The organism is Photobacterium sp. WH77 (genome assembly GCF_022014395.1).
In the GTDB taxonomy this organism is placed as follows: Bacteria; Pseudomonadota; Gammaproteobacteria; order Enterobacterales; family Vibrionaceae; genus Photobacterium; species Photobacterium arenosum.
The window spans coordinates 49,428-74,461 of record NZ_JAKLTE010000008.1; the positions used below are offsets into that span (position 1 = coordinate 49,428).

Annotated in this window: 10 protein-coding genes; 5 read left to right on the plus strand and 5 right to left on the minus strand. The window is 44.1% G+C overall.

The features are described 5' to 3' along the window. Positions 1–2 precede the first annotated feature (2 nt). The 4 genes from L6J37_RS10430 to trpS all read left to right on the plus strand — a co-directional run bounded on the left by L6J37_RS10430 (position 3) and on the right by trpS (position 19,982). A complete protein-coding gene (locus L6J37_RS10430) occupies positions 3–6,632 on the plus strand; it encodes a non-ribosomal peptide synthetase (RefSeq protein WP_237795001.1) in 6,630 nt (2,209 codons plus the stop codon). A gap of 3 nt (positions 6,633–6,635) precedes the next feature. Then, positions 6,636–17,690, plus strand: a complete 11,055-nt coding sequence (locus L6J37_RS10435; RefSeq protein WP_237795002.1) for a non-ribosomal peptide synthetase — start codon at positions 6,636–6,638, stop codon at positions 17,688–17,690. 98 nt (positions 17,691–17,788) lie between these two features. Then, the gene (locus tag L6J37_RS10440) at positions 17,789–18,532 is read left to right on the plus strand and encodes a thioesterase II family protein (RefSeq protein WP_237795004.1); all 744 of its coding nucleotides are present in this window, start codon (positions 17,789–17,791) and stop codon (positions 18,530–18,532) included. A gap of 451 nt (positions 18,533–18,983) precedes the next feature. Continuing rightward, entirely contained in the window at positions 18,984–19,982 is a 999-nt protein-coding gene (trpS, locus tag L6J37_RS10445; protein WP_237795005.1) for a tryptophan--tRNA ligase, read from the plus strand. A gap of 78 nt (positions 19,983–20,060) precedes the next feature. On the opposite strand, the gene L6J37_RS10450 is transcribed toward trpS, so the two are convergent. From L6J37_RS10450 to L6J37_RS10460, 3 genes are all read right to left on the minus strand, one after another. Further along, on the minus strand, positions 20,061–20,630 hold the full coding sequence (locus L6J37_RS10450; protein WP_192016907.1) for a YceI family protein: 570 nt from the start codon (positions 20,628–20,630) through the stop codon (positions 20,061–20,063). Then, the gene (locus L6J37_RS10455) at positions 20,627–21,169 is read right to left on the minus strand and encodes a cytochrome b (RefSeq protein WP_237795006.1); all 543 of its coding nucleotides are present in this window, start codon (positions 21,167–21,169) and stop codon (positions 20,627–20,629) included. Before L6J37_RS10455 ends, L6J37_RS10450 begins: the two co-directional genes overlap by 4 nt. A gap of 178 nt (positions 21,170–21,347) precedes the next feature. After that, positions 21,348–22,052, minus strand: coding sequence for an HAD family hydrolase (locus L6J37_RS10460; protein ID WP_237795007.1), 705 nt, complete (start codon positions 22,050–22,052; stop codon positions 21,348–21,350). Positions 22,053–22,341: 289 nt separating this feature from the next. On the opposite strand from L6J37_RS10460, the gene L6J37_RS10465 reads away from it, so the two are divergent. Further along, positions 22,342–23,136: an EAL domain-containing protein gene (locus tag L6J37_RS10465; RefSeq protein WP_237795008.1), complete on the plus strand. Its 795-nt coding sequence runs from the start codon at positions 22,342–22,344 to the stop codon at positions 23,134–23,136. Between the two features lie 71 nt (positions 23,137–23,207). Here L6J37_RS10465 and L6J37_RS10470 read toward each other — a convergent pair whose 3' ends face one another. Beyond that, a complete protein-coding gene (locus tag L6J37_RS10470) occupies positions 23,208–24,593 on the minus strand; it encodes a class II fumarate hydratase (protein WP_192016911.1) in 1,386 nt (461 codons plus the stop codon). Positions 24,594–24,605: 12 nt separating this feature from the next. Then, positions 24,606–24,983: a hypothetical protein gene (locus L6J37_RS10475; protein WP_027251583.1), complete on the minus strand. Its 378-nt coding sequence runs from the start codon at positions 24,981–24,983 to the stop codon at positions 24,606–24,608. Positions 24,984–25,034 lie beyond the last annotated feature (51 nt).

Below are 25,034 nucleotides of genomic sequence, written 5' to 3' on the forward strand. Positions count from 1 at the left end.
CCATGATTGAACTATTGAAAGAACTCACAGCGCAGGGCATTGCAATATGGGCTGATGGCGCAGATCTTGAGCTCAGTTTTGAGGAGCAGATTTCGCCTCAGTGGGTTGAAACGCTGACCGACAATAAGAGTGATCTGGTTAGCTGGCTGAACAGTCAAGGGATCACGAATAAAAAAGCGTATCAAGATTTGATGGTACGCGTTGAGTTTCAAAGTGACCCTGAAGAAGATAGTCAGCATGTGCAGAAAAACAAAATTGAGGCGATATTTCCGGCAACCGGATTGCAACAAGGATTCATTTATCATTCGCTTCGGCAGCCAGATGATGATGCTTACCAGACGCAGATCCTGATTGATTACCATCTCGCTCTGGATATTAAGTGTTATAAACAGGCGTGGCGTTATGCTTCTTTGACGTATCCCGCTTTACGCATAGCTTTTGATTGGCAAGAATCTCCGGTGCAAATAATCACATCGGCGGCGAGTATCACTGACCGTCATTTCACCGTGCTTGACTTGTCTCATCTTACAGAGGCAGAGAGAGGGAAAAGCATTCAAGGGCTGCAAAGTGAGGATCAACGTAAACGCTTCGACTTGTCGCAACCAGGTTTGCTGCGTTTTACTGTGATCAAACAGAGCGAGCAACATTTTACTGTAATGAGGACTCAGCATCATGCGATTGCTGATGGCTGGAGTGGCCCTGTTTTATTACAGGAAGTTCATCGTATTTATCAACAATTACGTCTTGCTAACTTCACTGAAGTTAAGGCTGAAACCGCTTATATAGATACGCAGGCTTACTGGCGTAAAATGTTGCCCAAAGCTGAGTCTTACTGGAAGGTGGAGAAAGAACGCTGGAAACATACAAATGATATCAACGTGTTGCTGGATAAACCGATTGATTTAACTGCTCCTTGTCAGATTGAACAGCCCGCCTTAGTGACTTTTCGCATTAGCGGTGAAGCTTATCAATCCTTGAAAGCTATGTGTCGTCAGCAAGGGGTGACACTCAATGCCGCCGTACAATTTGGCTGGCATAAAGTATTACAAGTCTATACTCGTGACGAGCAAACCATTGTCGGAACCACGGTATCGGGGCGGGATATTCCAGTAAGTGGTATTGAAAATAGTGTTGGATTATTTATTAACACTTTACCCTTGTCTGTCGATTGGGAGAGCGCAGAAACAGCAGGAAATGTGCTTCAACGCCTTCAGAAAAACATTGCCAGCCTCAATACATACAGTGCGGTGCCGTTAGCATCATTGCAGGGAAGTGAAGGTAAACTTTTTCATAGTTTATTTGTTTTTGAAAATTACCCTGTACCAGCATTGAGTCATGAACTGTGCGCAGACTCAATTGAAACCAGTTTTCGGTTTCGTGATGCAAGAATAAAAAATGATGTGCCATTAACTCTGATCGCGCAAGAAATTGAACAGAAATTATTATTGACACTGTATTTCAACCACAGTTGGATTTCATCTGAAAAAGCGGAACGGCTTCTTGCTCAGGTTGCTGTGGTTTTAGCGCAGATCTCAGAAAATCCGGCAGTTGAACATCAGTCGATCAGCCTGTTAACCAAGTCTGATCGAGAGAACAAAATAACAAAAATCAATAATGCTCTTGATGATGACGCTGGATATTATTCAGGAACATTACATGGTCTGGTAGATGAGGTAATACAGCATGCACCAGAGAAAATCGCCGTTGTTTGTGGTGATCGCCAGTTAAGCTATTGTGCGCTTGATACACAGTCGACCAAATTAGCGCGGCACATCAGAGTATCGTATTTTAAACGTTATGGGCTATCTATGCCGCCAGAAACCTTGGTGTCGTTGTTGCTTGAGCGAAATGAAGACATGATTGTTGCGATACTGGCCGTATTGAAAGCTGGTGGAGCTTATGTGCCCATTTCTCCGCAAGCCCCCGAAAAACGAATTGCTCAATTACTAACGCATACTCAAGCTCCCTTACTTTTATTCAGTGATGAAAGTTGTCTCTCTGTTAAAAATGAATTTTGGAAAAATATTGAGCAGGATATTCAGTGTATTAACCTCAGTCAGCCAATCGTTATTGATGATAAATATGAAACTGAAGGGTATTTGCCGATAGTCAGCCCAAGTAACTTAAGTTACGTCATTTATACATCAGGTACTACCGGTAAACCAAAGGGAGTGATGCTTGAGCATCGTCAGGCTCTAAATACTATTCAGGCCCTTCATGATGTATACGATATTAATTCTTCGCACAATCGGGTAACGTTTTTCAGTGATTATACCTTTGATGTATCTGTATCAGAAATATTCAACACATTGGGCTGGGGAGGAGAGTTGCATATTCTGCAAGACAGAGAAAGGAAAGATATCGAAGCTCTGTCCTGTTATCTTGATGAGCAGGATATCCATTACGCATTCTTACCTCCTGCAATATTGGGCCTCATGCCAAAGCGTCGTTATTCATCACTTCGCAGGATTATTTTTGCTGGTGAACCTTGTGATCCTGTCGCTTGTCGGTACTGGGCTGAAAACTACAGTCTATATAATTATTATGGCCCTACAGAAGCTGCTATCTATGCCACAGGTGGACAAGTCACCCCGGAGACACTGAATGTTATTGGCCAGGCGATCAAGGGGGGACAGTGTTATATTCTTGACCCGGCTGGTAACCTGTTACCTGATGGCGTACCCGGCGAGTTGTATCTGGCAGGGAAAGGCATTGCCAGAGGATACTATGACGATCCAGCACTCACGGCAGAAGCTTTCACTTCCCCTATTATAGAACACCCATATATTGCCAAAAGCGAGCTATGGTATCGGACAGGCGATCTTGTCAAGCGTTTAGACAATGGAGCTATCCAGTACCTTGGTCGTGTTGACCGTCAGATTAAGCTGAGAGGATTTCGGATCGAATTAAATGAGATCGAATCTGTATTGACCTCTCATGAATCTATTGATCAGGCCGTTGTTGTTTTGGCAGAACAAAGCGGTAATAAATACCTGATTGCTTATGTTGTCAGTGCTCAAACTCATAATGTTAAAGAGTCTGTGTTGGAGCATTTTCTCTCTGAGCGCTTACCTTACTACATGCTTCCCGCACGCTATATTACACTGACGTCTATCCCATTGAGCCTGAGCGGGAAAGTGGATCGTAACGCTTTGCCAACCCCTGATATAAAGTTTGAAAATAAACGGGGTCCGCGTACCGAGCTGGAAGCCAGTCTGTGCCGGCTCTGGCAAAATGCACTTGGAGCAGAGTGTGTCGGAGTTGACGATGACTATTTCACGCTGGGGGGCAATTCAATTACTGCGATAAAACTGCAGGCCCTAGTGTCACGAGAGCTAGGTTATCACTTTAGTCTGGATACGTTATTCAGGGAAAGAACGGTGTCGAAGCTGGTGAAAGTGCTTTCAAGTGAATCTTTCCAGCCCATTATTTCAGCCGGTAAAAGTCAAGTACCTGTCCTGTCTTATGCGCAAGAAAGGTTGTATTTCATTCATGAACTAGAGCAGGGAAACACCAGTTTCCACATTCCTCATCTTTTCCATTTGTCGCCGCAAACCGATAGGAAAAAATTGATTCGCGCATTTCAGACTGTAGCCCTTAAACATACAGTTTTATTGCAGGGATTTGAAATGACGGATCTGGGCGCGAAATCCTTTCTTGCATCTGGCGAATTGCCTGTGACTGAAGAGCAGGTTGATCAAGCGGGGCTGCGTGCTTGCGTGGAGCATGCAATCCAACAGCCTTTCCGGCTGGAGTCAGAGCCACCGGCTCGGCTGCATAGTATTAATGTTTGCGGACAGTATTATCTGTTAGTCGTTTTTCATCACATTTGCTTCGACGGCTGGTCGTACGACGTGCTGAAGCAGGATGTTGAGAATGTGTATCATCAACACGATACTGATAACAGCCAACTGCAGCCCGCAATAGTAGACTATTCTGATTATGCCAGATGGCAACGAGGGTCACTTGTTGGTGAGACGGGGCAACAGTTGGAACGTTTCTGGCGAACGTATCTGGAAGGGGCAGAAACATTAAATCTGCCACATGATTATAAAAGGCCACAGAAAGCGAATTATTGCGGTCAGAATATACCGTTTACATTGTCATCAACTCTGGTGGAAAGTGTCCGAGAAAGAGCCCAACAGTTGGGTGTAACACTGCATACGTTCTTATTGTCTGCTTTTCAATTATCACTGGCAAAACTTACTGGCCAGAGTGATGTTGTGATTGGTGTTCCCTCTGACAATCGTGATCACCCTCAAACACAGGACATGATTGGCTGTTTTATCAATGTGTTGCCGATTCGTGTGTCTATATCAGCAAAGCAAAGTATTGTTTCAATGGTAGCGTCAGTTCAGAAAGCACTGCTGTTAGCTAAAAAACATCAAGCTTTGCCATTTGAGCGCATTGTGGAGGTACTTAATGTGCCAAGGGAAGCAGCGCGACATCCTGTCTTTCAAGTTATGTTCAGCTTGCAGCATGCATCGGAAGATCAGCAAGAAAACGGTGTATTACGGTCCGTTAAACCAGAAATGCTGCAAGCGTTGTATTCTCCGGCTAAATACGATGTGAATTTACAGCTAATCGACAATGGACAATCTGTACAAGGTACATTGAACTACGCATCGTATTTGTTTGAGCAAGAGACTGTTTGCCGCATTGCCCGTATTTACCAACGGGTGCTCCAAGAGATGTGTGACAACCCCAGTCGACGTACCGGAGATATTAACACCCTCACGACAGAAGAACGTCAGATGTTACTTTCGACCTGGAGTAGCACACCCGCAACTGCTTGTTCACACATACCGCTGCATCAGCAGTTTGAAGCCCAGGTAAGCGATACGCCTGATGCAGATGCTGTTACTTACCAGGGCAAAACAATTACATACAGCCAGCTCAATAGCCTGGCAAATCGTCTGGCAAGAAAAATACGTAATTGTTATGAAGCACAGCATAAAGCACCCATGCAGGCAGATACACCTGTAGGACTTTATATTGAGCGCGGTACAGACATGGTGGTGGCTATACTGGCCACGTTGAAAGCAGGAGGTGCATTTGTTCCGCTTTCTACGACTATGCCCCCTGCTAGAATCCGACATATGGTGCAGGATTGTACTTGCTCCATTGTTCTGACAGAACCACATTTAGCTCATCAGTTTTCTGACCTTCTTACGGGTCTGGTATCTCCTCCAGTGACGCTTGTGGTTTCGGGTGATAATAGTCTTGAAGCCTTGCCTGATCATAATCTCAATTATGCAGTGAAAGCACAGGATCTGGCTTATATCATGTATACATCGGGAACAACGGGTGAACCCAAAGGTGTCATGCTTGAACATCAGGCATGGTGGCATTTACTTGCAGCTGTGCGTGAAAAATTGGGATGGGAAATTAAGCACGTACTGAGTCTGACAAATTACACCTTTGATATCTTTGGTCTTGAGCTGGGGCTCGCTCTGGTCTCTGGCGGCCATTTGGTATTGTCTGATATTGAGCATGCACATGATGAATTGAGGAGCAGACATCAGGAAATTAACTTTATTCAGAATACGCCGTCGTTATGGCAGCGTTTTCTTTCTGAAGTATCGATTGATTATCCAACCAGCCATATACAAGTGCTTTGTGGAGGAGAGAGTAGTTCAGGTCAGTTATTCAGTTCGCTGAAAAGGCTTTTTGGCCAGGTATTCCAAGTTTACGGTCCGACTGAAACCTGTATTTGGAGCACGTTAAGTGAGGCTGACCCTTTGCATCAGGCAGTCATAGGTAAGCCGCTCTCCGGTGAGCGTTGTTATGTGCTGGATGTGTTGGGTAATCCTGTTCCAGTAGGCTCGCAAGGTGAACTGTATATTGGTGGTTGTGGTTTGGCGAGAGGCTACTTTAATCAAACGACGCTGACTAACGAGCGTTTTATCCGGAATCCTTTTCTTCCTGGTGATATGCCGGAAGAACGTATTTATAAAACGGGTGATCTGGCTCGCTGGTTACCATCTGGTCATCTTGAGTTTCTTGGTCGAAATGATGATCAAATTAAAATCCGAGGTTTACGGATTGAGTTGGGCGAAATTCAAAGTGCTTTGATTGGTATTGATCAAATAGAACAGGCGGCGGTTATTTTAGGAAGTTATCAATCACGACCTATGTTGCTGGCCTATGTTGTAATGAAAATGCATTGCCAATTTGAACGAGACAGCATTGAAGCAATGCTTAGCACCAAGCTGCCAGAATATATGTTACCGGCTAGCTATAGTTGTGTTGCGTCATTACCGGTTAATAGTAATGGCAAGCTGGATATAAAGTGTTTACCGGAACCCAGGTTCGATGACGAAATTACCCATGTTTCTCCACGAACACCTATCGAAACCCAGTTATGCGAACTTTGGCAGCAAGTCTTAAACAGACCTAAAGTTGGTATCTTCGATAACTACTTCCGTATTGGTGGAGATTCTCTCCAGGCTGCACGTCTTGTTGCTTTATGTAATCAGTCTTTTAATTCCACCCTGACGATTGCTGAGTTCTTTGAGTGTAAATCTGTTGCTTTACTCGCTGAGCGTATTAGCCACTGCCAACCGCGGGGTATAGAACAACGCCATGAAGCAGACACTCATTCCACGCCAACAGAGATTATTGGACTATAAGCTATGTATTTACTTATTCAGCAGATCATTAATCACAACATGGCTATCTGGCTTGATCGTGATGAAATTAAACTGGCAATGCGAGGTCAACAGCCGGATCAGACGCTGGTGACACAACTGCGATCATTAAAGCCTCAAATTACAGCTTATCTTGCAGAGCAAGGTATTTTCTCTCAGGCAGACTTTGAGCAATGGTCAGATTTACAGCCTACTCCCGTTTCGTATGGGCAGGAGCAGTTACTGTTTATTGAGCATTTAGATGCGGGTGCTGCAGCATATCATATGCCATTGTTTGTTAGCGTGAAGCGTGGGGCGAGTGTTAGCAGAATTAAAGCAGCTTTGGATCATGTGGTGGAAAGGCACAAATTACTCAATGCTGTTTACCAGGTGGGTGAGCATTCAACAATGCGGTTACTGCAGGAACCTATCTCTATGTCTTCGCAGTCTGTTGAAAGCGCAGATCTGCTGAAAGAAAGAGTACAGCAAGCCGTTTTGCGTCCTTTTGCTCTGAATGAGGAGCCGCCATTTCGCTGTCATCACTTTCATTGTGAAAGTGATGAATATTTACTTTTTATCTGGCACCACATTGCTTTTGATGGCTGGTCTCAGAATATTTTTCTTCATGAACTGAAAGCTTTCTATACGGCGCTGTCTGAGGGCAGAGAGGCTGCTTTACCAGAATTGACTTCAGGTTATGCTGACTTTGCCCGTCAGCAACGATCAGGAAGTATCGCAGATAAAAATGCTGAAAGTTTAGCGTACTGGAAATCAGTATTAGCCGATGCTGAAACTCTGTGTTTACCCTTGGATTATACGCGTCCAGTGCAATTCAAGTCAGAAGGTGATCATGTTGACTTTAGCCTGAGCGAAATGCTGACAGAGCAGTTAAAGCAGCTTGCCAGAGAACAGGAAACCACTTTGTATACCATTTTGTTGTCTGCATTGTACGTTTCATTGGAGTGTTTATCTGGCCAGCGTGATGTGGTGGTGGGAACACCTGCAGAAAACCGTCCTACAACTGACACTCAGGCATTGATCGGGTACTTTGTAAATGCGTTACCCCTGAGATTAGAGCTTGATAAAGCCTGGACGACCGCTGAGCTGATTCATCACGTTCATCAACTTGTCCTTAATGCAAGAAAACATCAGGAAGTGCCATTTGAATGTATAGTCGATGAATTGGCTGTGGAACGGGATTTGTCGCAGCACCCGTTGTTTCAGGTAATGTTTGCCTTTCATTCATTCGACGGTACTTTTGTAGATGATCTTCCTTTTGATTTTGTGCCCAGTGAAGATGATCCTACGAAAGCCTATCATCCCGCAAAATTTGATCTGCATGTTTCCGTGCAAAATACGGATAATCAGCTTACAGGCAGCATAGTTTTTGCAAAAGCTTTGTTTAACAAGGAAACGGTGACCCGTCTGGTGGCTCTGTATCAACAAGTTCTTAAGAACATGCTACAAAGCCAATATCGCTCGCTCGCTGAATACAATTTACTATCGGCTGCTGATCAGCACTCAATTGACTTTTGGAATCGGCAATCATCAGTGACGCTGTCACATTCCACTCTTTGCCAGGCTTTTGAGCACCAAGCAGAATGTTTTCCTCATCGTATTGCTCTTCAAATGGCTGAAGCCAAGCTTACTTATGCTCAGCTCGATCAGACGTCAGATCAGTTAGCACAGCAAATTAGGACTCGTTATCAGCAATTGGCAGGAAAACATCTTTCACCGGATACGTTAATTGCGGTGTATATGGACCGTTCGTTTGAAATGGTGCTTAGTCTCTTAGCTATTTTAAAGGCAGGGGGGGCTTATTTACCATTAACTCCAGAGTCACCGGACGACAGAGTTCAGTTTATTGTAGACGATGCCAAGCCTGTTATGCTTCTCACGCAGGAGGAGTACATTGGAAAAATGGACTTTGTACTTGGTAAGACGCACCAGCAACCAGTAATTCAGACCGTTTGTTTGCCCGCTTTATTAGCAACTTCTTCTCCCAGTAAACTTAATATTATAAACGATCCACAAGATCTGGCTTATGTTATATATACATCTGGCACTACTGGGAAACCTAAAGGTGTTATGCAGACGCACTGTAATGTCTTACGACTATTTTCTGCCAGTGAGGAAGGCTTTAAGTTTAATGAGAGTGATACCTGGTTGCTGTATCACTCTTTTTCTTTTGATTTTAGTGTGTGGGAAATCTTTGGCGCCCTGTTATTTGGCGGGCGACTGGTCATTCCTGAGAAAGCGTGTATTCGAGACTTTTCGCGCCTGGCTCAGCTTTGCGCACAGGAAGAAATTACTGTATTGAATCAAACACCGGAAGCATTCTATGCTTTCTCGGATGTTGTGCTGTCAGAGTCGATTGTTTTTCCATCGTTACGCTATGTTATTTTTGGTGGGGATAAATTAAATATTCATCAGCTGAAACCCTGGTGGAATAGATTTGGTGATGAAGTGCCCAAACTCATCAACATGTATGGTATTACGGAAACCACAGTTCATGTGACTTATAAATCACTTTCCCGACAAGATTTAACTGCTCAGTCATTAATTGGAAAACCACTTTCTGATATGACAGCCCATGTTCTTGATGAAAGAGGAAGACCTTTGCCCATTAATGCGGTAGGCGAACTTTTCATTGGTGGAGGAGGCCTGGCAAGGGGATACTTGAATCGTGATAGCTTAACGCGTGAGCGTTTTATTGATACTTCTCAATACGGTAGGTTGTATAAGACTGGGGATTTGGCCCGCTGGCTACCCAATGGTGAGTTGGCTTATGTGGGGCGTAATGACCACCAAGTTAAAATTCGGGGCCACCGTATTGAGTTGGGTGAAGTTGAGCAGGCATTATTAGCCATTGATGGTATAAAATTATCAGTCGTTATTGCACTTCAGCGAGCTGGAAAACAAGTTTTGGCTGCTTACGTTGTGATGGAAGACGGTTGCGTGTTTATCGCTCAGAAAATCGCAGATGCGCTAAATCAGAGTCTACCAGAATACATGCAGCCAGCGAGTATAAATGTGTTAAATGCGATTCCATTGACGGTAAATGGTAAGCTCGATAGGGTAGCATTACCCGAGCCGTGTTTTAGTGCACCGGATCAATTTCATCCACCCCGAGACAATCTGGAAAAGCAGCTTTGTGAAATATGGCAGTCAGTGCTTGGAGTAAATCGAGTCGGTATTCAAGATAATTTCTTTCAGGTTGGCGGTGATTCTATTCTTGCAATACGACTGTTGGGTCGTCTTTCATTAATAGGGCTACAGTTGCCATTAAATGTTTTCTACGCAAACCCCACGATTTCAGGCATTACAAGTGGTGTTAATCAATCAGATGTGAAAAGCGACTATCAAGCGTTTAGTCTTCTTTCAGATGATAAAAAGAAAAATTTGATTAATAATATTTCAGATAATTTGACTGATGCTTATCCAGCAACACAGCTTCAGCAAGTTATGTTATTGGAATCGTCATTAAGCCGAGGTGTTTACCATGATGTTTTCCGTTATTCCATCAATATCCCATTTGATTACAAACGGTTCAGAAAAACACTTTTTGACCTGATACACCGTCATGAAACGTTACGAACTGCGTTTATTGAAGATGATGAACATGGGTATATCGGTGTGGTTCATCAGCATGTTGACCTCGTGATAGACATTGTTGAATCTCAAGACTGGAGCACATTACTTGATACGCAACATGATAAGCCATTTGATACGACTCAGCCTCAACTGCTCCGCTGTATTATTAGCGACATAACAACAGGCGGCTTTGAATTAAACCTGGCTATCCATCACGTCATTTTAGATGGCTGGAGTTTGGCAAGTTTAGTGACCGAACTACTGAATATTTATAGCAGTCATTGCGTCACTGAGCTAGTGTCAAATCCGCCAATGGGAATGTATGCTGAGTCGGAATTGGCTGCCATGTCGGATGAAGAGTCAGTGTCTTTCTGGAAACAGTATTTAGCTGGCTATGAGATGCCGGATTTCCCTATTGTGTCGCAGGATTGTCCACAACACTCTGAACTGGACAAAGCGGTCTATGAGCTTTCTGATGCCGAAAGTAGCGCGATACTAACATTGTCTTCAACATTGAATATTTCAGTTGATACTCTCTTTTTGGCTATTTATCACCATACAATTTCTAAAATACAAAACTGTGATGATACTGTTATTGGATTGATTGCTAATAACAGGCTGGAAATACCTGGTGGCGATAAAATGTTAGGCGTTTTCCTGAATGTTTTGCCCTTCAGACCCCAAATTTCATCGAACATGGGTACCATCGCTGACTGGTTAAAAAGTTATTCATATGAGAAAGACAGAGTTTTGCGACACAAACGAATTCCTTACACCAAAATAAAGGAATCTTCATTAAAAACAAATGTCACTTTAAACATCTCGTTTAACTACACCCATTTCCATGTTTACGATGAAGTCAGCCAAGATAAACGGATTCTTCAGAAGGGGCAGGGGTATGATAAAAATGATATTCCCCTGACGCTGAATGTTGTTCGGCATCAGGACCGTTTTATTCTTTCATTGCAAGCACATAAGCAGTCAGTCAGCAAGGTTGTTTTTCAGCAATTACATCAATATTTAGGAATGATGGTCAATGAGATGAGCAAAGTGTCAGCTCAACATCCATTTCATCATTTATCAAGATTAACTATTGAAGACCAAAAAAGACTAAGAGATTGGCAGTATGGAACGCGTTCCAAAGTAGTTTCTGATAGCTTGAGTGATTTATTTGAACGTCAGGTGGCTCGTTCTCCAGAACATATCGCATTGGTGTTCGGTAATAAAGTAATAACGTATAAGACGTTAGATGAAAAAGCAAATCAACTCGCATGCTTGATATCTGAACAGTATCAACAACAATGTGGTCAACCCTTTGAGGCGGGAACCATGGTTGGGCTTTTTTATGACCGTGGCATTGAAATGGTTATTGCGATGCTGGCAGTGTTAAAAGCAGGCGGTGTCTATGTGCCAATCTCACCGTCTTACCCGGATGACAGAGTTGGATTTATTGTATCAGATATTCAGTCACCTGTTCTGCTGACACAGCCGGCTTTGAAAACGAAATTAGTAAAATGCCTGCAAGATCCCGGCAGCTATTCGTTACTGACTCTGGAACAATCAGCGCAAAGTGAAAAATATCCACACCATAGACAAGTAACAGAGAGTGATTTGGCATATGTCATATATACATCAGGTACAACGGGAAAACCGAAAGGGGTTAAAGTTACCTCATCAAGCGTATTGAACTTACTTAACAGTGAACATTTCAATACCAGTTACGCAAGGTGTTGTTGCTGGACAAACTATGTGTTTGATATCTCGGTGGTTGAAATATTCTCATCCCTGCTTAATGGCAGTACATTGCATATTCTGAACGATGATACTCGTTCAGATCAGCAACGCTATTTCGATTACTTACAGGATCATTCTATTGAATCTGCCTATGTTCCACCGTTTTATATCGGGGCACTGTCGAGGTGGTTAGAAGAAAATACTGGTCAACTGCATTTGAAACGCGTACTGACAGGGGTGGATAAAATCTTGCCTGAGCATGCAGCAGGCCTGCTTAAGCAGGGCGTTGTTCTGATTAATTCGTATGGTCCGACGGAAACAACCGTAGCCAGCACTGCTTTGCATGTCACCGCAATAAATCCGGAGTGGTCAGTGATACCAATCGGGAAACCCACGGACAATGAAATCTGTTATGTACTTGATAAACAATTGCTGCCTGTTCCAGTCGGTACGGTCGGGGAACTTTATATTGGCGGAGCAGGTGTCGCGCAAGGTTACGTAAATCGACCTGAGTTGACCTGCGAGCGTTTTTTACCCGATCCTTACGCAACATTGGCTGAGAAGGAAAATGGCTGGACACGAATATATAAAACCGGTGACTGGGTTCGGTGGCTGCCAGATGGAAACCTTGAGTATCTGGGGCGTACTGACGGACAGGTAAAAATTCGTGGGCATCGTATCGAATTGGCTGAGATCAGGGCAGTATTGGCAGAGTTGCCACAGGTTGCTGATACGACTGTCATATTACAGACTGTGGCGAATGAGCCGGCCATAGTGGCATACGTGGTGCCAAAGCCGGGTTGTATTTTGGAGTCTGGCTCGTTGGCTGCGTGGGTGGCAGAGAAATTGCCTGTGTATATGCTGCCGCAATACTATGTAGTGATGAAATTACTGCCATTAACGATAAACGGTAAGCTGGACAAGCAGGCATTACCTATACCAGAAGTGACGGAAAGCCAATCACATCACTTACCTCAAACTGATCTTGAAATTAGCCTTGCTCAGATTTGGCAATCGGTTCTTGGGATTAAGTCGATCGGCTTAACGGATAATTTTTTCTATATTGGCGGGCATTCACTACATGCCATACGTGTGCTGGCCAAGATAAAAGAAGACTTGCAATTGGAAGCCACTATAGGATTAATGTTCTCTTATCCTACCATTGCGGAAATTATTCCTCATTTGCAGCCACTTGCCAAGTTATCTGCGGTAATCATGCCGTTGGGTATGTCAAAATACCCCCTCTCATACGCACAGGAACGAATGCTGTTTCTAGATGCTTATGGTGCCGCGGGAAGCGCTTATAACGTGCCATATTTATTGATGCTGGATGAAGATGTGGGTGTAAACTGTCTTCAGCAGGTGCTCAATATTGTAGTTAAGCGTCATGCAGTGTTGCACTCAGTGTTTAACATTGATGAGAATGGAAACACGTATCAGCAAATAGTAGAGGCCGCCCCTGAGCTTGTTTGCCATCATTGTGAAAGCCAACAGGAAATCAGAGAGTATACTGAGAAGCAGTCTGCGATTCCTTTTGTACTCTCAAAGGAAATTCCGCTTCGAGTATCATTGATCGATAGTCCCGACGGTTGCTATGTCTTTTTTCTTTGGCACCACATCGCCATTGACGGTTGGTCTGTTGATATTTTTATCAATGAATTTATGTCGTGTTATCAGGCGATTAAAGCGCATCAAATATGGCATGCTCCAGAACTAACCATAAACTATGGTGACTATGCTTACTGGCAGCGTCAGCAAGAGAAAAAGGAACGGTATGCAGTATCTCAAGCGTTCTGGTTTGATGCCCTAAAAAATCTCACCCAACTGGAATTGCCAACCGATCACCAACGTCCTTCTCAAATCGATTACACTGGTAATAATGTCAGTATCAACTTATCTGAGGAACAGGCTGAAAATCTTCTTTTACTGGCTCAGCAAGAAGGCGTTACTCTGCATTCTTTATTATTAAGTGGATTCATGCTGACATTGTCTGTGCTGAGTCGACAGGAAGACATTGTGGTTGGTATTCCTGCTGAGTTGCGGGATATGGCAGAGGTTCAGTCTCTGGTTGGCCTTTTCGTTAACAGTCTGCCAATCAGGGTATCGGTAGACCAGACATGCAAGGGTTCTGAGTTTATTCATCAGGTTCATAATAATGTCGTACAGGCTAAATCTCAGCAGAACCTGCCATTTGAAAAGCTTCTGGATGTTTTACAAATTCCTCGTGATCCTTCAAGACATCCTATATTCCAGGTAATGTTTACTTTGGAACAGCAGCAAGAGAGAAACACAGCGAATATACCTGAGGGGGAGCAGAGAGATATATCGGGCCTTAACTCAGCGAAGTTTGATTTGAGTATGCATTGGCAAGCATCGCCAGGCAGCTTACAAGGGACAATGAACTTTGCATCCCGGCTATTTGACAAAGAAACTATCGAGAGTTGGAGTAAGCTTTATATCCACGTACTAGATCAATGGATAACTAAGTCAGAGCAACCAATGACAGCGCTGACTTGGCTATCAGCGAGAGATCATCAGGATTTGATAACCCGCGATATCTTTCAGTCTGAACAAATACCGTATTCTTCGTTGCCAGCGGCGTTTGAAGCGCAAGTTAGCCGGTATCCTGAGCGTGTTTCGCTTGAATTTGGCGATAAGAAACTGACATACCGGGAGCTGAACAATAAAGTCAATCAGATGGCTGTTTATTTGAGTCATTGTGGTGTGCAGCGAGGCAATTTCGTTGGTTTACTGTTACATCGCTCTATGGAACAAGTCATTACTCTGTTGGCTGTCCTTAAAATCGGGGCAAGCTATGTTCCTATTGACCCAGTTAATCCTTTAAATCGTATAAAGTATATTATAAATAATGCAAAGCTTTCATATTTGCTGACTCATGATGAGTACTCTGATGCTCTTCTGGGTGTTGTGCTGTCAGTGATTGACGTGGATAAAGTACTGGAGGAGAGTTCGTTTTGTTCTCAAGTGTTCGACTTAAAAGAAACTGAAGTGACTGGGGATGATACGGCCTATGTGATTTATACATCAGGTTCAACAGGGGAGCCTAAAGGAGTAGCAGTCAGCCACCATAATGTTCTTAGATTGTTTCGGGCTTGCGCAGAATATTTTGAATTTTCTTACCGTGATACTTGGACGCTTTTTCATTCTTATGCTTTCGATTTTTCGGTATGGGAGATATGGGGGGCCCTACTGAAAGGAGGACGCTTGGTGATTGTGCCTGATGAAATCGTGAAATCGGCTGAGGCAATGGTGCAACTGGTGAGCACAAAACAGGTTACTGTACTCAGCCAGACACCATCTGCCTTTAATCTATTTTCTACAGAAGCGGTCAAAGCCGGTATTCGAAACTTCTGTCTGAGGTACGTGATCTTTGGGGGTGAGGCCCTTAAGCTGAAAAAACTACAGCCCTGGATAGAGACATACGGTGATGAAACACCGCAACTGGTGAACATGTATGGTATTACAGAAACGACTGTGCATGTTACGCATCGTGTTATCCGACATAGCGACATGGAACGTTCAGCGAGTATTATTGGCAAGTCATTATCTGATCTATATACCTATGTATGTGACGATCAGGGTAGGCTACTTCCACAAGGTGCAGTTGGAGAATTGTATGTCGGTGGCGATGGGGTGACTACAGGGTATTTACATTTACCAGAATTAACCGTGCAGCGATTTATACCTGATCCTTTCTCTGAGGGGAAAGGACGAGTTTATCGAAGCGGTGATTTGGTGCGGCGAATTCATGATGGAGAACTTGAATACTTGGGGAGAATGGATCATCAGACCAAGTTAAGAGGTTATCGTATTGAGTTAGGCGAAATTGAGCAGGTTATTTTACGCAGTAAACTGGTAAAAGATTGCGTTGTATTGCTGAAATCTCATGGTATAGGTGAGCCTCAACTTATCGCATTTATTGTGAATACATCGAAGGAAACCCAAGAAATAGCATCGAGTATAAGATCTTTTCTTCTGACCCTGTTACCCGATTACATGATTCCGGCTCACTACGCAGTTATTCCTGAGATACCGTTGACAGTAAATGGTAAAGTCGACCGCCAACGGTTGCTTAGTGCTACAGAAATACAGGTTGCAAGTGCAGCTTACGTAGAGCCTGGCGACGAAGTTGAATCAAAGCTTTGCAGTATCTGGCAAAGCTTACTGGGTCTTGAACGTGTTGGAATCCATGATAATTTCTTTGCGATTGGTGGTGACTCAATGAGCGTAGTCAAGCTGGTGATGCAATCCAGCAGACAAGGTCTTCACTTTTCAATCAAGGAGTTATTTGAATATCAGACTGTTGCTCAGATAGCAAAGGTAGTCCGTGTTAATAGCAATGATCTCTCTAGCACGTTAAAACCTGCTCCAATGGCCTTGCTAAGTACTAAGTTGTCTGCTGATGATAGGTACCTGGCTCACCAGGTTGGTGCTGAAGATATTTACCCTGTAAGCAGTATGCAGGCGTTAATGATCCATCACCATAAAGCTTCCTCTGATATCGGCATCTATCAGCCGCAGGTTCTATTTAGCCTCAGTGGCTTACATGTTAACGTCTCCGCCGTCACACATGCTATGAAAGAAATGCTAGAGAAGCATCCTACGCTTCGGACTATCTTTATTCGCAGTGACAACAGTGAGTACAGGCAGTTGGTAATGCCAGCTGATGTTGTGGAAATATCGGTGAACGATGCTGATCAGATCCCTCATTCGGAAAGAAATGCATTTTCACTGGCCATTTGTAAACAGGAGCAGGTCCAAAAGTTTGAGCTAGGTAGTGCAAATACGAGAGTGAAAATTCTTCGCTACGATGACTCTCGAGTAGACTTCATGATGACCACGCACCATGCAATTGAAGACGGCTGGGGCCTTGTTGAACTGTTAAACGCATTATTCTCAGAAATAGAGAATAATGGAAAAGGCATAATTCAACCGAAAAATACGTCAGTGGTCAATGTGTTTAAAGAAGCCGTAGCCTTGGAGTTGGAAGCTGCTTCAAATAACACTTTTAAGTCGCAATGGACAGAATTATTGTGTGACTATTCACCTATGCCTCATTTACCAACCAATACTCAATCGACGGGTTATCAGAAAGTGACTCGTTCTATTGATACCCTTCGCTGGCAGAAAGTATCAAGAGTGGCTAGTCATCTTGGTGTACCGGTAAAAACACTCTTTCTCTATGCTTATCATAAAGCGCTGGGGAACGTACTGAATACCTCTTTGGTAACCGTTGATGTGGTGTCAAATGGGCGTTCCGAGCGTTTAAGCAACCCGCTCGATGGCGTTGGTCTTTACTGGCGATTTTTGCCACTTACTCTCAATGTAGGCTTGCCTGTTGAACAAGCAATAGAAAAATTGGCAAAAAAGCAGATCCAAGCTGAAATGTGTGCATTGTACCCAGTTGATGATATTGCAGGGCTTGTTGGAGAAAAGTCGTTAACATATGCTGCGTTTAACTTCATGCATTTTTCAAATATCGCTAGCAGGAAGAACGATAATGAAATGGATGTACGTTGTTTATATTCGGCGGATAGATTTCATCATGCAATTAAGCTCAGCCTTAATGTTGACCCAGTTTCCAAGCAAATTAATGCTGAGGTTGATTACAATTCTTGTTATGTATCATTATTGCAATCCGAATGCATTATGACGATGTTTGAGGGTCTGCTGAAACAGATTCTATCAATGTATGAAACTCAAACTACATAGGTGTTATGGTCACAAAAGAACAGTATTTTATTAACCTGACTTCACTGAGTATGATAACCTCATGAAGTCAGCTATGAACGGTGAAGATAAAGAATAATATGAGTGTTAATGGAAGATTTGTTTGTTATAAACCTAACGCCACCGCCAAAGTAAATTTAATTTGTTTTCCGTTTGCGGGCGGAAGTGCGTCTGTATTTTACCCATGGGCAGCCAGACTGCCTGCTCATATTCAGCTACTGGCGTACCAACCGCCAGGAAGAGCACAACGTATGGCTGAACCTGCGTGTATGAGCATACAAGATTATATGGATGATATTTGGCAGGACATTAAGAGTATTACTGATAAACCTTTTATTCTATTCGGCCATAGTATGGGCGCACTACTTGCTTATGAAGTAATTAAAAAATTGGATGTCCATAAGATATGCATGCCTGTGAAAGCTGTATTCTCTGCCGCAAAGTCACCATGGAAAAACAACAGGGCAAAACTCATCAGCCATCTTCGCGATAATGATTTTATCAATGAGTTGAAAATAAAAGGTGGCTTTCCTGAACAAATCCTTAACAACAAAGAGTTGATGGAGTTGTGCACTCCCTATATTAAATCTGATTACAGTATAGTTGAGGATTATTGTTCTGAGAAAAAGTATAAACTATCTGTGTCATCAATAGTTCTTTCTGGAATGGATGATGAAATTTCTGATAATGAGTTAGCCGAGTGGGGAGATGTTTTTTCGCAAGTGCCAGAAATTCACAGTTTCCCTGGCGGTCACTTTTTTATTAACAATGATAATGTATTAGATGATATTATTTCTCTAATCACGAAACAACCTTGTGAGTAAAGATATCTGCATTCACCCACTTAATTGAGGATGTTTAGTTGCAGTATGTTACTTTAAATTGAGTTTGAGTAGGGGGGACATTCTAATAATCTTAATAATCGATATGGCTACCACAGAAATGGTTTTCTCACAAAGCTGATACTAGTTCTGTGTTAACAGAAAGGCCTTCTTTAAGATGTTTTTATTTCAAACAGGTTAAGAAACAGCCTAGGTTTATAGATATAGATATAGATTAGGTTGTTGCATTTTATTGCATGTGCAGATAGAATTTATGAATGATAACTAGTGATTCCCTGAAAGTCCTTTCAATTTTTTGGTGGCGTTCTTCTTAGAACGGCACTGAATTTTCACGTTCATTTGCCGTCATTTGGCTGCTGATGAACGCACTACATTTCTTTCGAATGAATGTTTCCTTAGTAGCCACTGGCGTTTACTACACTGAGGAAAACAGATGAAAGAACAAGTACTGACTGGTGACAGACCGACCGGCCCCTTGCATTTAGGGCACTTTGCCGGTTCACTTCAGCAACGGGTCGCGCTTCAGCATACCCATCAACAGACCATACTGGTCGCTGACTTACAGGCGTTAACCGATAACGGTCATAATCCGGGAAAGGTGGCAGAAAACATTTTGAATGTAGTGGCTGATTATCTTGCCGTGGGTATTGAGCTGGATAAGACCACCATCTGCCTTCAGTCTTCGCTACCGGCTCTGCCTGAGCTCGCCATGTATTATGCCAACCTTGTGTCTATTGCGCGCTTAGAGCGTAATCCGACGGTAAAAAATGAAATCCATGCCAGAGGATTTGGCAGGGCAATCCCGGCTGGTTTTCTTACCTATCCAATCAGTCAGGCTGCTGATATTACAGCATTTCGGGCTGGTCTTGTTCCTGTGGGTGACGATCAATTGCCTATGATTGAACAGACGAATGAGATTGTTCGGCGTTTTAATCATGTTACTGGGCAACGCATTCTTGAGGAGTGCAGCCCTTTGATCAGCAATGTACCCAGATTGCCAGGGCTGGACGGTAAAGCGAAGATGTCCAAGTCACAGGGGACGGCCATCACGCTTGGTGCAAGTGCAAAAGAGATACGTGCGGCTGTGAAAGCAATGTATACCGATCCAAACCACTTAAGGGTTGAGGATCCCGGGCAAGTCGAAGGCAATGTGGTGTTTACCTACCTGGATGCATTTCATCCGGATACCGCTTACGTAAGAGCACTGAAGCAAGAGTACCGTCAGGGCGGACTGGGTGATGGTAAAACGAAACAGATACTGGAAGAGTGCTTACAAACGCTGCTGGCACCCATCAGGCAGGAGAGAGAGCGGTTACTGTCAGATAAAACCATGCTGACTGATGTACTGAAAAAAGGGACGGAGAAAGCCAATTTAGTCAGTCAGGATGTGCTGCATGATGTGAAGCGTGCGTTAGGGATAGCCATGTTCTGAAGAACACAGAATGCTGAAATACAAAATCAAAAATCCGGCATAAAAAGCCGGATTTTTGAAGTAACAGTGAAGTCTGGATTACAGACGAACCCCTTCGACATGCAGCTCCATGTCTGCGTAGCTGGAAGTGCCCATCACCTGGATACCAAAGTCAGCCAGCTCAACACGGGTTGTGCCCATGAAACCAGCGCGGTAACCACCCCATGGGTCTTTGCCTTCACCGACTAACTCAGCATCAATCGTGATAGGTTTTGTCTGGCCGTGTAGTGTCAGGTTGCCATCGATGGCCAGTTTACCGTTACCTTTGTCAGTGACTTTGGTGCTGGTAAAGGTGGCTTTTGGATACTTGCTCACTTCCAGGAAATCTTCGCTGCGAACGTGCTTATCACGATCCGCGTGATTGGAATCAAAGCTGGTGGTATCAATGTTCACAGCCACTTTTGACGCGGCAATGTTTTCAGGGTCATAGCTGAAAGTACCATCAAAGGTATTGAAACGTCCTTTAATCCAGCTGTAGCCGAGGTGGCTGATTTTCAGGTTAACTGAGGCGTGAGCGCCTTTGTTATCAATGGCATAATCGGCAGCATTTGCGATGCCAGGTAAAACTAGGGCCGCAGCCAGGCTCAACGCGGTAAGATGCTTCTTCATTTTTCCTTAACTCCCAACATTTTCTTTAAGGTATTATCTTTATTAACAAAGTGGTGTTTCAATGCAGCCACCGCATGTAGGGTAGCTAATCCGATTAAGGTGTAGGCGAGGTACTCATGAATTTCGCCTGCCACGTCGGATTGATCCGGAAAGAGTTCACCCATTGAAGGAACGGTTAACCAGTCAAATACATCTATGCCACGTCCGTCCGACGTTGAAATGAGATAACCACTGACGAATAAACCGAACAACAGAACATAAATGACCAAGTGTGCCAGCTTGGCGAGTGCTTTTTCCCAAGTAGCTCCTTCAATAGCGGGTTGTTGCTTCACTGTTTTCCATAGCAGTCGGAACAAGGTCACAGCTGCCAGTGTTAAACCTACTGACTTATGCCAGTGGGGCGCAACTGTGTACCAGGATGAATAGTAATTGAGATCCACCATCCACAGGCCAACAGCAAATAGCCCAATGATGACAACAGCACTTGCCCAGTGGAGGGTTACTGAAACCCAATCATAATGATTGACTGCTTTTTTCATGTACTTGGGTACCCTGATTAAAAACTACCTACCTATTCTAGTGGTAAATATTTCAAAAATCAGTGTATTAACTTGAACAACCTGGTCAAAGAAATTGAACAAGCTCGAAAAAGAGTAAGAAGATATTTCAGCCCTCTGTATTTAAGGGCTGAATAGCAAAAACAGGCTTACAGAAGGGTTATCGTTGAATGTCGTTTTCGTGATGCCAGTTCATTATGGTCCATTCCTGCATTTGTGCATGTAATGCAAGAGCCGGATCAGGATTCACAGCAAAAGGATGATCAACAGCCTGGAGCAGAGGCAGATCGTTAATCGAGTCGGTATAACAATACAGCGCATTAAACGAGCTGGCGTGCGCTTCCAGCCAGGCTTCCAACCGAACCACTTTGCCTTCTCTGTAGCTTAAGGTGCCGACTGTATTCCCTGTCAGGGTGTTGTTTTGGGTTTCAAGGTTGATAGCCAGTACGTCATCGACCAGCAGCAGTTTAGCAATCGGATTGACCAGATGTTCGCCGGTTGCAGAAATAATAATGACGGTATCACCGCGGCGTTTATGCCAGTCAATTCGTTCAATTGCGGCCGGAAACAGTGCAGGGCGAATGCATGTCTGAACGAATTCTTCGATTAACGGTGTCAGCTCATCGGTGCTCATACCTGCAATGGGCGCTAATGTCGCAATCATGTATGACTGCATATCCATGCTGCCTTTCGCGTAATCTTTCATCAGGTTTTGTTCTTGCTCAATAAGAAGTGGCGATGCCAGTCCTTTATTGACAATAAACCTGACCCACAGTGAAGCTGAATCAGCGGCAATAAGCGTTTCATCTAAGTCGAAGATGGCAAGGTTAGGCAATTTAGTTATGGGTTGTGTGTTGGATAGCAACGTGTTTTTCCTTTTCATTGGATCTAGTGGCACAGGTTAGGTGTAAATAATGACACTAATGTTTCAGGCAGGTGTCGTTTTGAAGTCAGAAACATGCGTGGAATACATAGATTTAACTTTTTTGTGACATTTTCCTGAGGAATATCGCATAAAATTATTCTGTCTCAACGTTAAGACAGTTTCTGGTCGTTAATATCTATATATTCGGCATTTTTTATTTAGCGGCGCAGGCCATAACATGCGATCCGCTAAGTGTATGCCTTCCCGTTTTCATATGAAGAGATGACGTGTGAGTGAGATTATTGCCACATTGGATGAGATTAACAGGTACTTAACTACAGAGGCTGATGGCAGTTACAGTGCTGTGTATGATACTTATCATTTGAAGACGGCTTTCCAGCCCATTCACCAGATGAATGGTGACCTTTTCGGGTTTGAAGCGCTGGTAAGGGTGTTTAATGAATGCGGCGACGAGTTAAACACTGAACCTTTTTTCGCCCCTGAATACTACGATGAAATCGATCAGGTCAATATGGACAGGTTGGCCAGAGTGATTCATGTGAAAAACTTTGCTCAGTTTTTCGCGTCTTACACCTTGTTTATCAATATGGTGCCAGATGCCTTGCTGATACACAGCAAAAATGTGCCGGCAGCACTGCTTCATCAGCGCCTGAAAGCGTTAGGATTGAAATCCGAACAGGTGTTTTTTGAGTTACTGGAACACGATTGCACCAGCAATATAGAGCTGTTAGATATATTGCAGCAAATGCGGGCACAAGGTATGAAGGTCGCTCTGGATGATTATGGCGTTAAAGCATCATCTGAATGCCGTGCTCGCTTTTTACGGCCCGACATCATTAAAGTGGATCGTTCACTGCTGGCGGATTTTCTCTCTGGTCAAGAGTCACCTTTACGTAAAGTGGTAGGACTTGGCCGGGAGCTTGGCGCAAAGCTGCTGATTGAAGGGGTAGAAAACGCAGCAGGTTTGAAAGTGGCCAGAATGCTTAATGCTGATTATATCCAGGGCTTTTATCTGGGGCGGCCACAGCTGCTTTCAGAGATCTTATTGTCAAGGGTCAGCTGAGGCTAACCCTTGACAATTATGATGCTGAACGCCGTTTTGTGACGATAAGGCATTAATGCTTAATGCTTGTGTTAATGAGCAACACCGCCTGTGGTGAGTTTTTGCGGGTCAAGCAAACGTTCAAGTTCCTGCCGCGACAAATCGGTTTCCTCTTCCGCGACATCCAGAATATCTCTGTTCTCTTTGTAGGCTTTCTTGGCAATCTCAGCCGCTTTCAAATAGCCAATAACCGGGTTGAGCGCTGTTACCAGAATCGGGTTTTTCGCCAGAGCTTCCTGCAGTTTATCTTCCCGTACATTGAAACTGGCAATGGCTTTATCGGCCAGCAGGTTGAAAGTATTCGACAAAAGTTCAATGCTTTGCAGCAGGTTATAGGCAATAACAGGTAACATCACATTGAGCTGAAAATTCCCGGACTGACCGGCCACTGTGATAGTGCTGTCGTTGCCAATCACCTGGGCGGAAACCATAGCCGCGGCTTCAGGTATCACAGGGTTCACTTTACCCGGCATGATGGATGAACCTGGCTGCAGCGCTTCGAGTTCGATTTCTCCCAGGCCAGCCAGAGGGCCTGAATTCATCCAGCGCAGATCATTGGCAATTTTCATCATAGCTACAGCGGCGGTTTTCAACTGACCCGACAGGCTCACGATAGCGTCCTGGCTGCTGAGATTGTAGAAAAAGTTATCGCTGCTGGTAAACGGAATTTCTGCCGACACTGAGAGGTTATTGGCAAACACGGCCGCAAATGCCGGATCGGCGTTTATCCCGGTGCCGACTGCCGTTCCCCCCTGAGCCAATGCTGAAACATTGTCCAGACTATGCAGTATGCCCAGGCGTGCTTTTTCGAGCTGCGTCTTCCAGCCAAGCAACTCTTGCGCCAGCGTGACCGGCATGGCATCCATCAGGTGTGTCCGGCCGGTTTTGACGATATGGCCGACAGCAGAGGCTTTCTCATCTAGGGTATGACAGATATGCGCCATCGCTGGCAGCAATTGCTCGTGGCATGCCAGCGCAGCGCTGACCTGAATCGTAGTTGGGATCACATCGTTACTGCTCTGTCCCATGTTGACGTGATCATTCGGGCTAACAACTTGACCCGCACGCTTTGACGCGAGCGTGGCGATGACTTCGTTGGCATTCATATTGGAGCTGGTTCCTGAGCCGGTCTGGAACACATCGATCGGGAACTGGTCAAGGTGGTGACCATCAATGATTTCCTGACAGCTGTCGATAATGGCATGGGCGATGTCTGAATCCAGCAGCTCAAGGTCGAGATTGCTTCTTGCGGCCGCTTGTTTCACAAATGCCAGGGCTTTAATGAACTGGACAGGCATTGTCAGCCCGCTGACGGGAAAGTTGTTCACGGCTCGCTGGGTTTGCGCCTGATAAAGTGCATCTTTCGGGACGTTCACTTCGCCCATGCTGTCTTTTTCAATGCGGTAGGATATCGTCATTTCCGTGGTTCCTTATAATCCGGAGGAATGATGTAACTGTAGAAGGCTTTGTTTCAGAGACAGGAATTTACTGACGTGATTGTCGCCATAACATTTTTTCAGAGCGAGCAAGGGACAATGCAGATAATCCAGGCAAATACGGCGAAAAACACGGGATTGGTGTTTATCTTCAACACTGTTGCACAAATGAAAGAAGACGCGCCTCAGAAACAGCTCCTGAAGCAGAGGGTTGCGCAATGCGTTCTGTTGCCCGTAGTACGCTGCCAGATTCATTCCGGCCTGCGTCATGTCAACGATGACATCCTGTTCGAACCCTGGGATAAGAGGGTGATTCAGAAAACGCTCTTCTGCCAGAAAGAACTGTCGGTACAGCGTACTGGATCTGCTCATCAATCGCTCCACACTTAATAAACTTTAATGATAATTATTATCATTGTTATG

Bases quoted from the DNA above. Each gene is read 5' to 3' on its own strand.
- L6J37_RS10430 (WP_237795001.1), top strand. From the start codon at position 3: ATGATTGAACTATTGAAAGAACTCACAGCGCAGGGCATTGCAATATGG.
- L6J37_RS10435 (WP_237795002.1), top strand. From the start codon at position 6,636: ATGTATTTACTTATTCAGCAGATCATTAATCACAACATGGCTATCTGG.
- L6J37_RS10440 (WP_237795004.1), top strand. From the start codon at position 17,789: ATGAGTGTTAATGGAAGATTTGTTTGTTATAAACCTAACGCCACCGCC.
- trpS (WP_237795005.1), top strand. From the start codon at position 18,984: ATGAAAGAACAAGTACTGACTGGTGACAGACCGACCGGCCCCTTGCAT.
- L6J37_RS10450 (WP_192016907.1), bottom strand. From the start codon at position 20,630: ATGAAGAAGCATCTTACCGCGTTGAGCCTGGCTGCGGCCCTAGTTTTA.
- L6J37_RS10455 (WP_237795006.1), bottom strand. From the start codon at position 21,169: ATGAAAAAAGCAGTCAATCATTATGATTGGGTTTCAGTAACCCTCCAC.
- L6J37_RS10470 (WP_192016911.1), bottom strand. From the start codon at position 24,593: ATGACGATATCCTACCGCATTGAAAAAGACAGCATGGGCGAAGTGAAC.
- L6J37_RS10475 (WP_027251583.1), bottom strand. From the start codon at position 24,983: ATGAGCAGATCCAGTACGCTGTACCGACAGTTCTTTCTGGCAGAAGAG.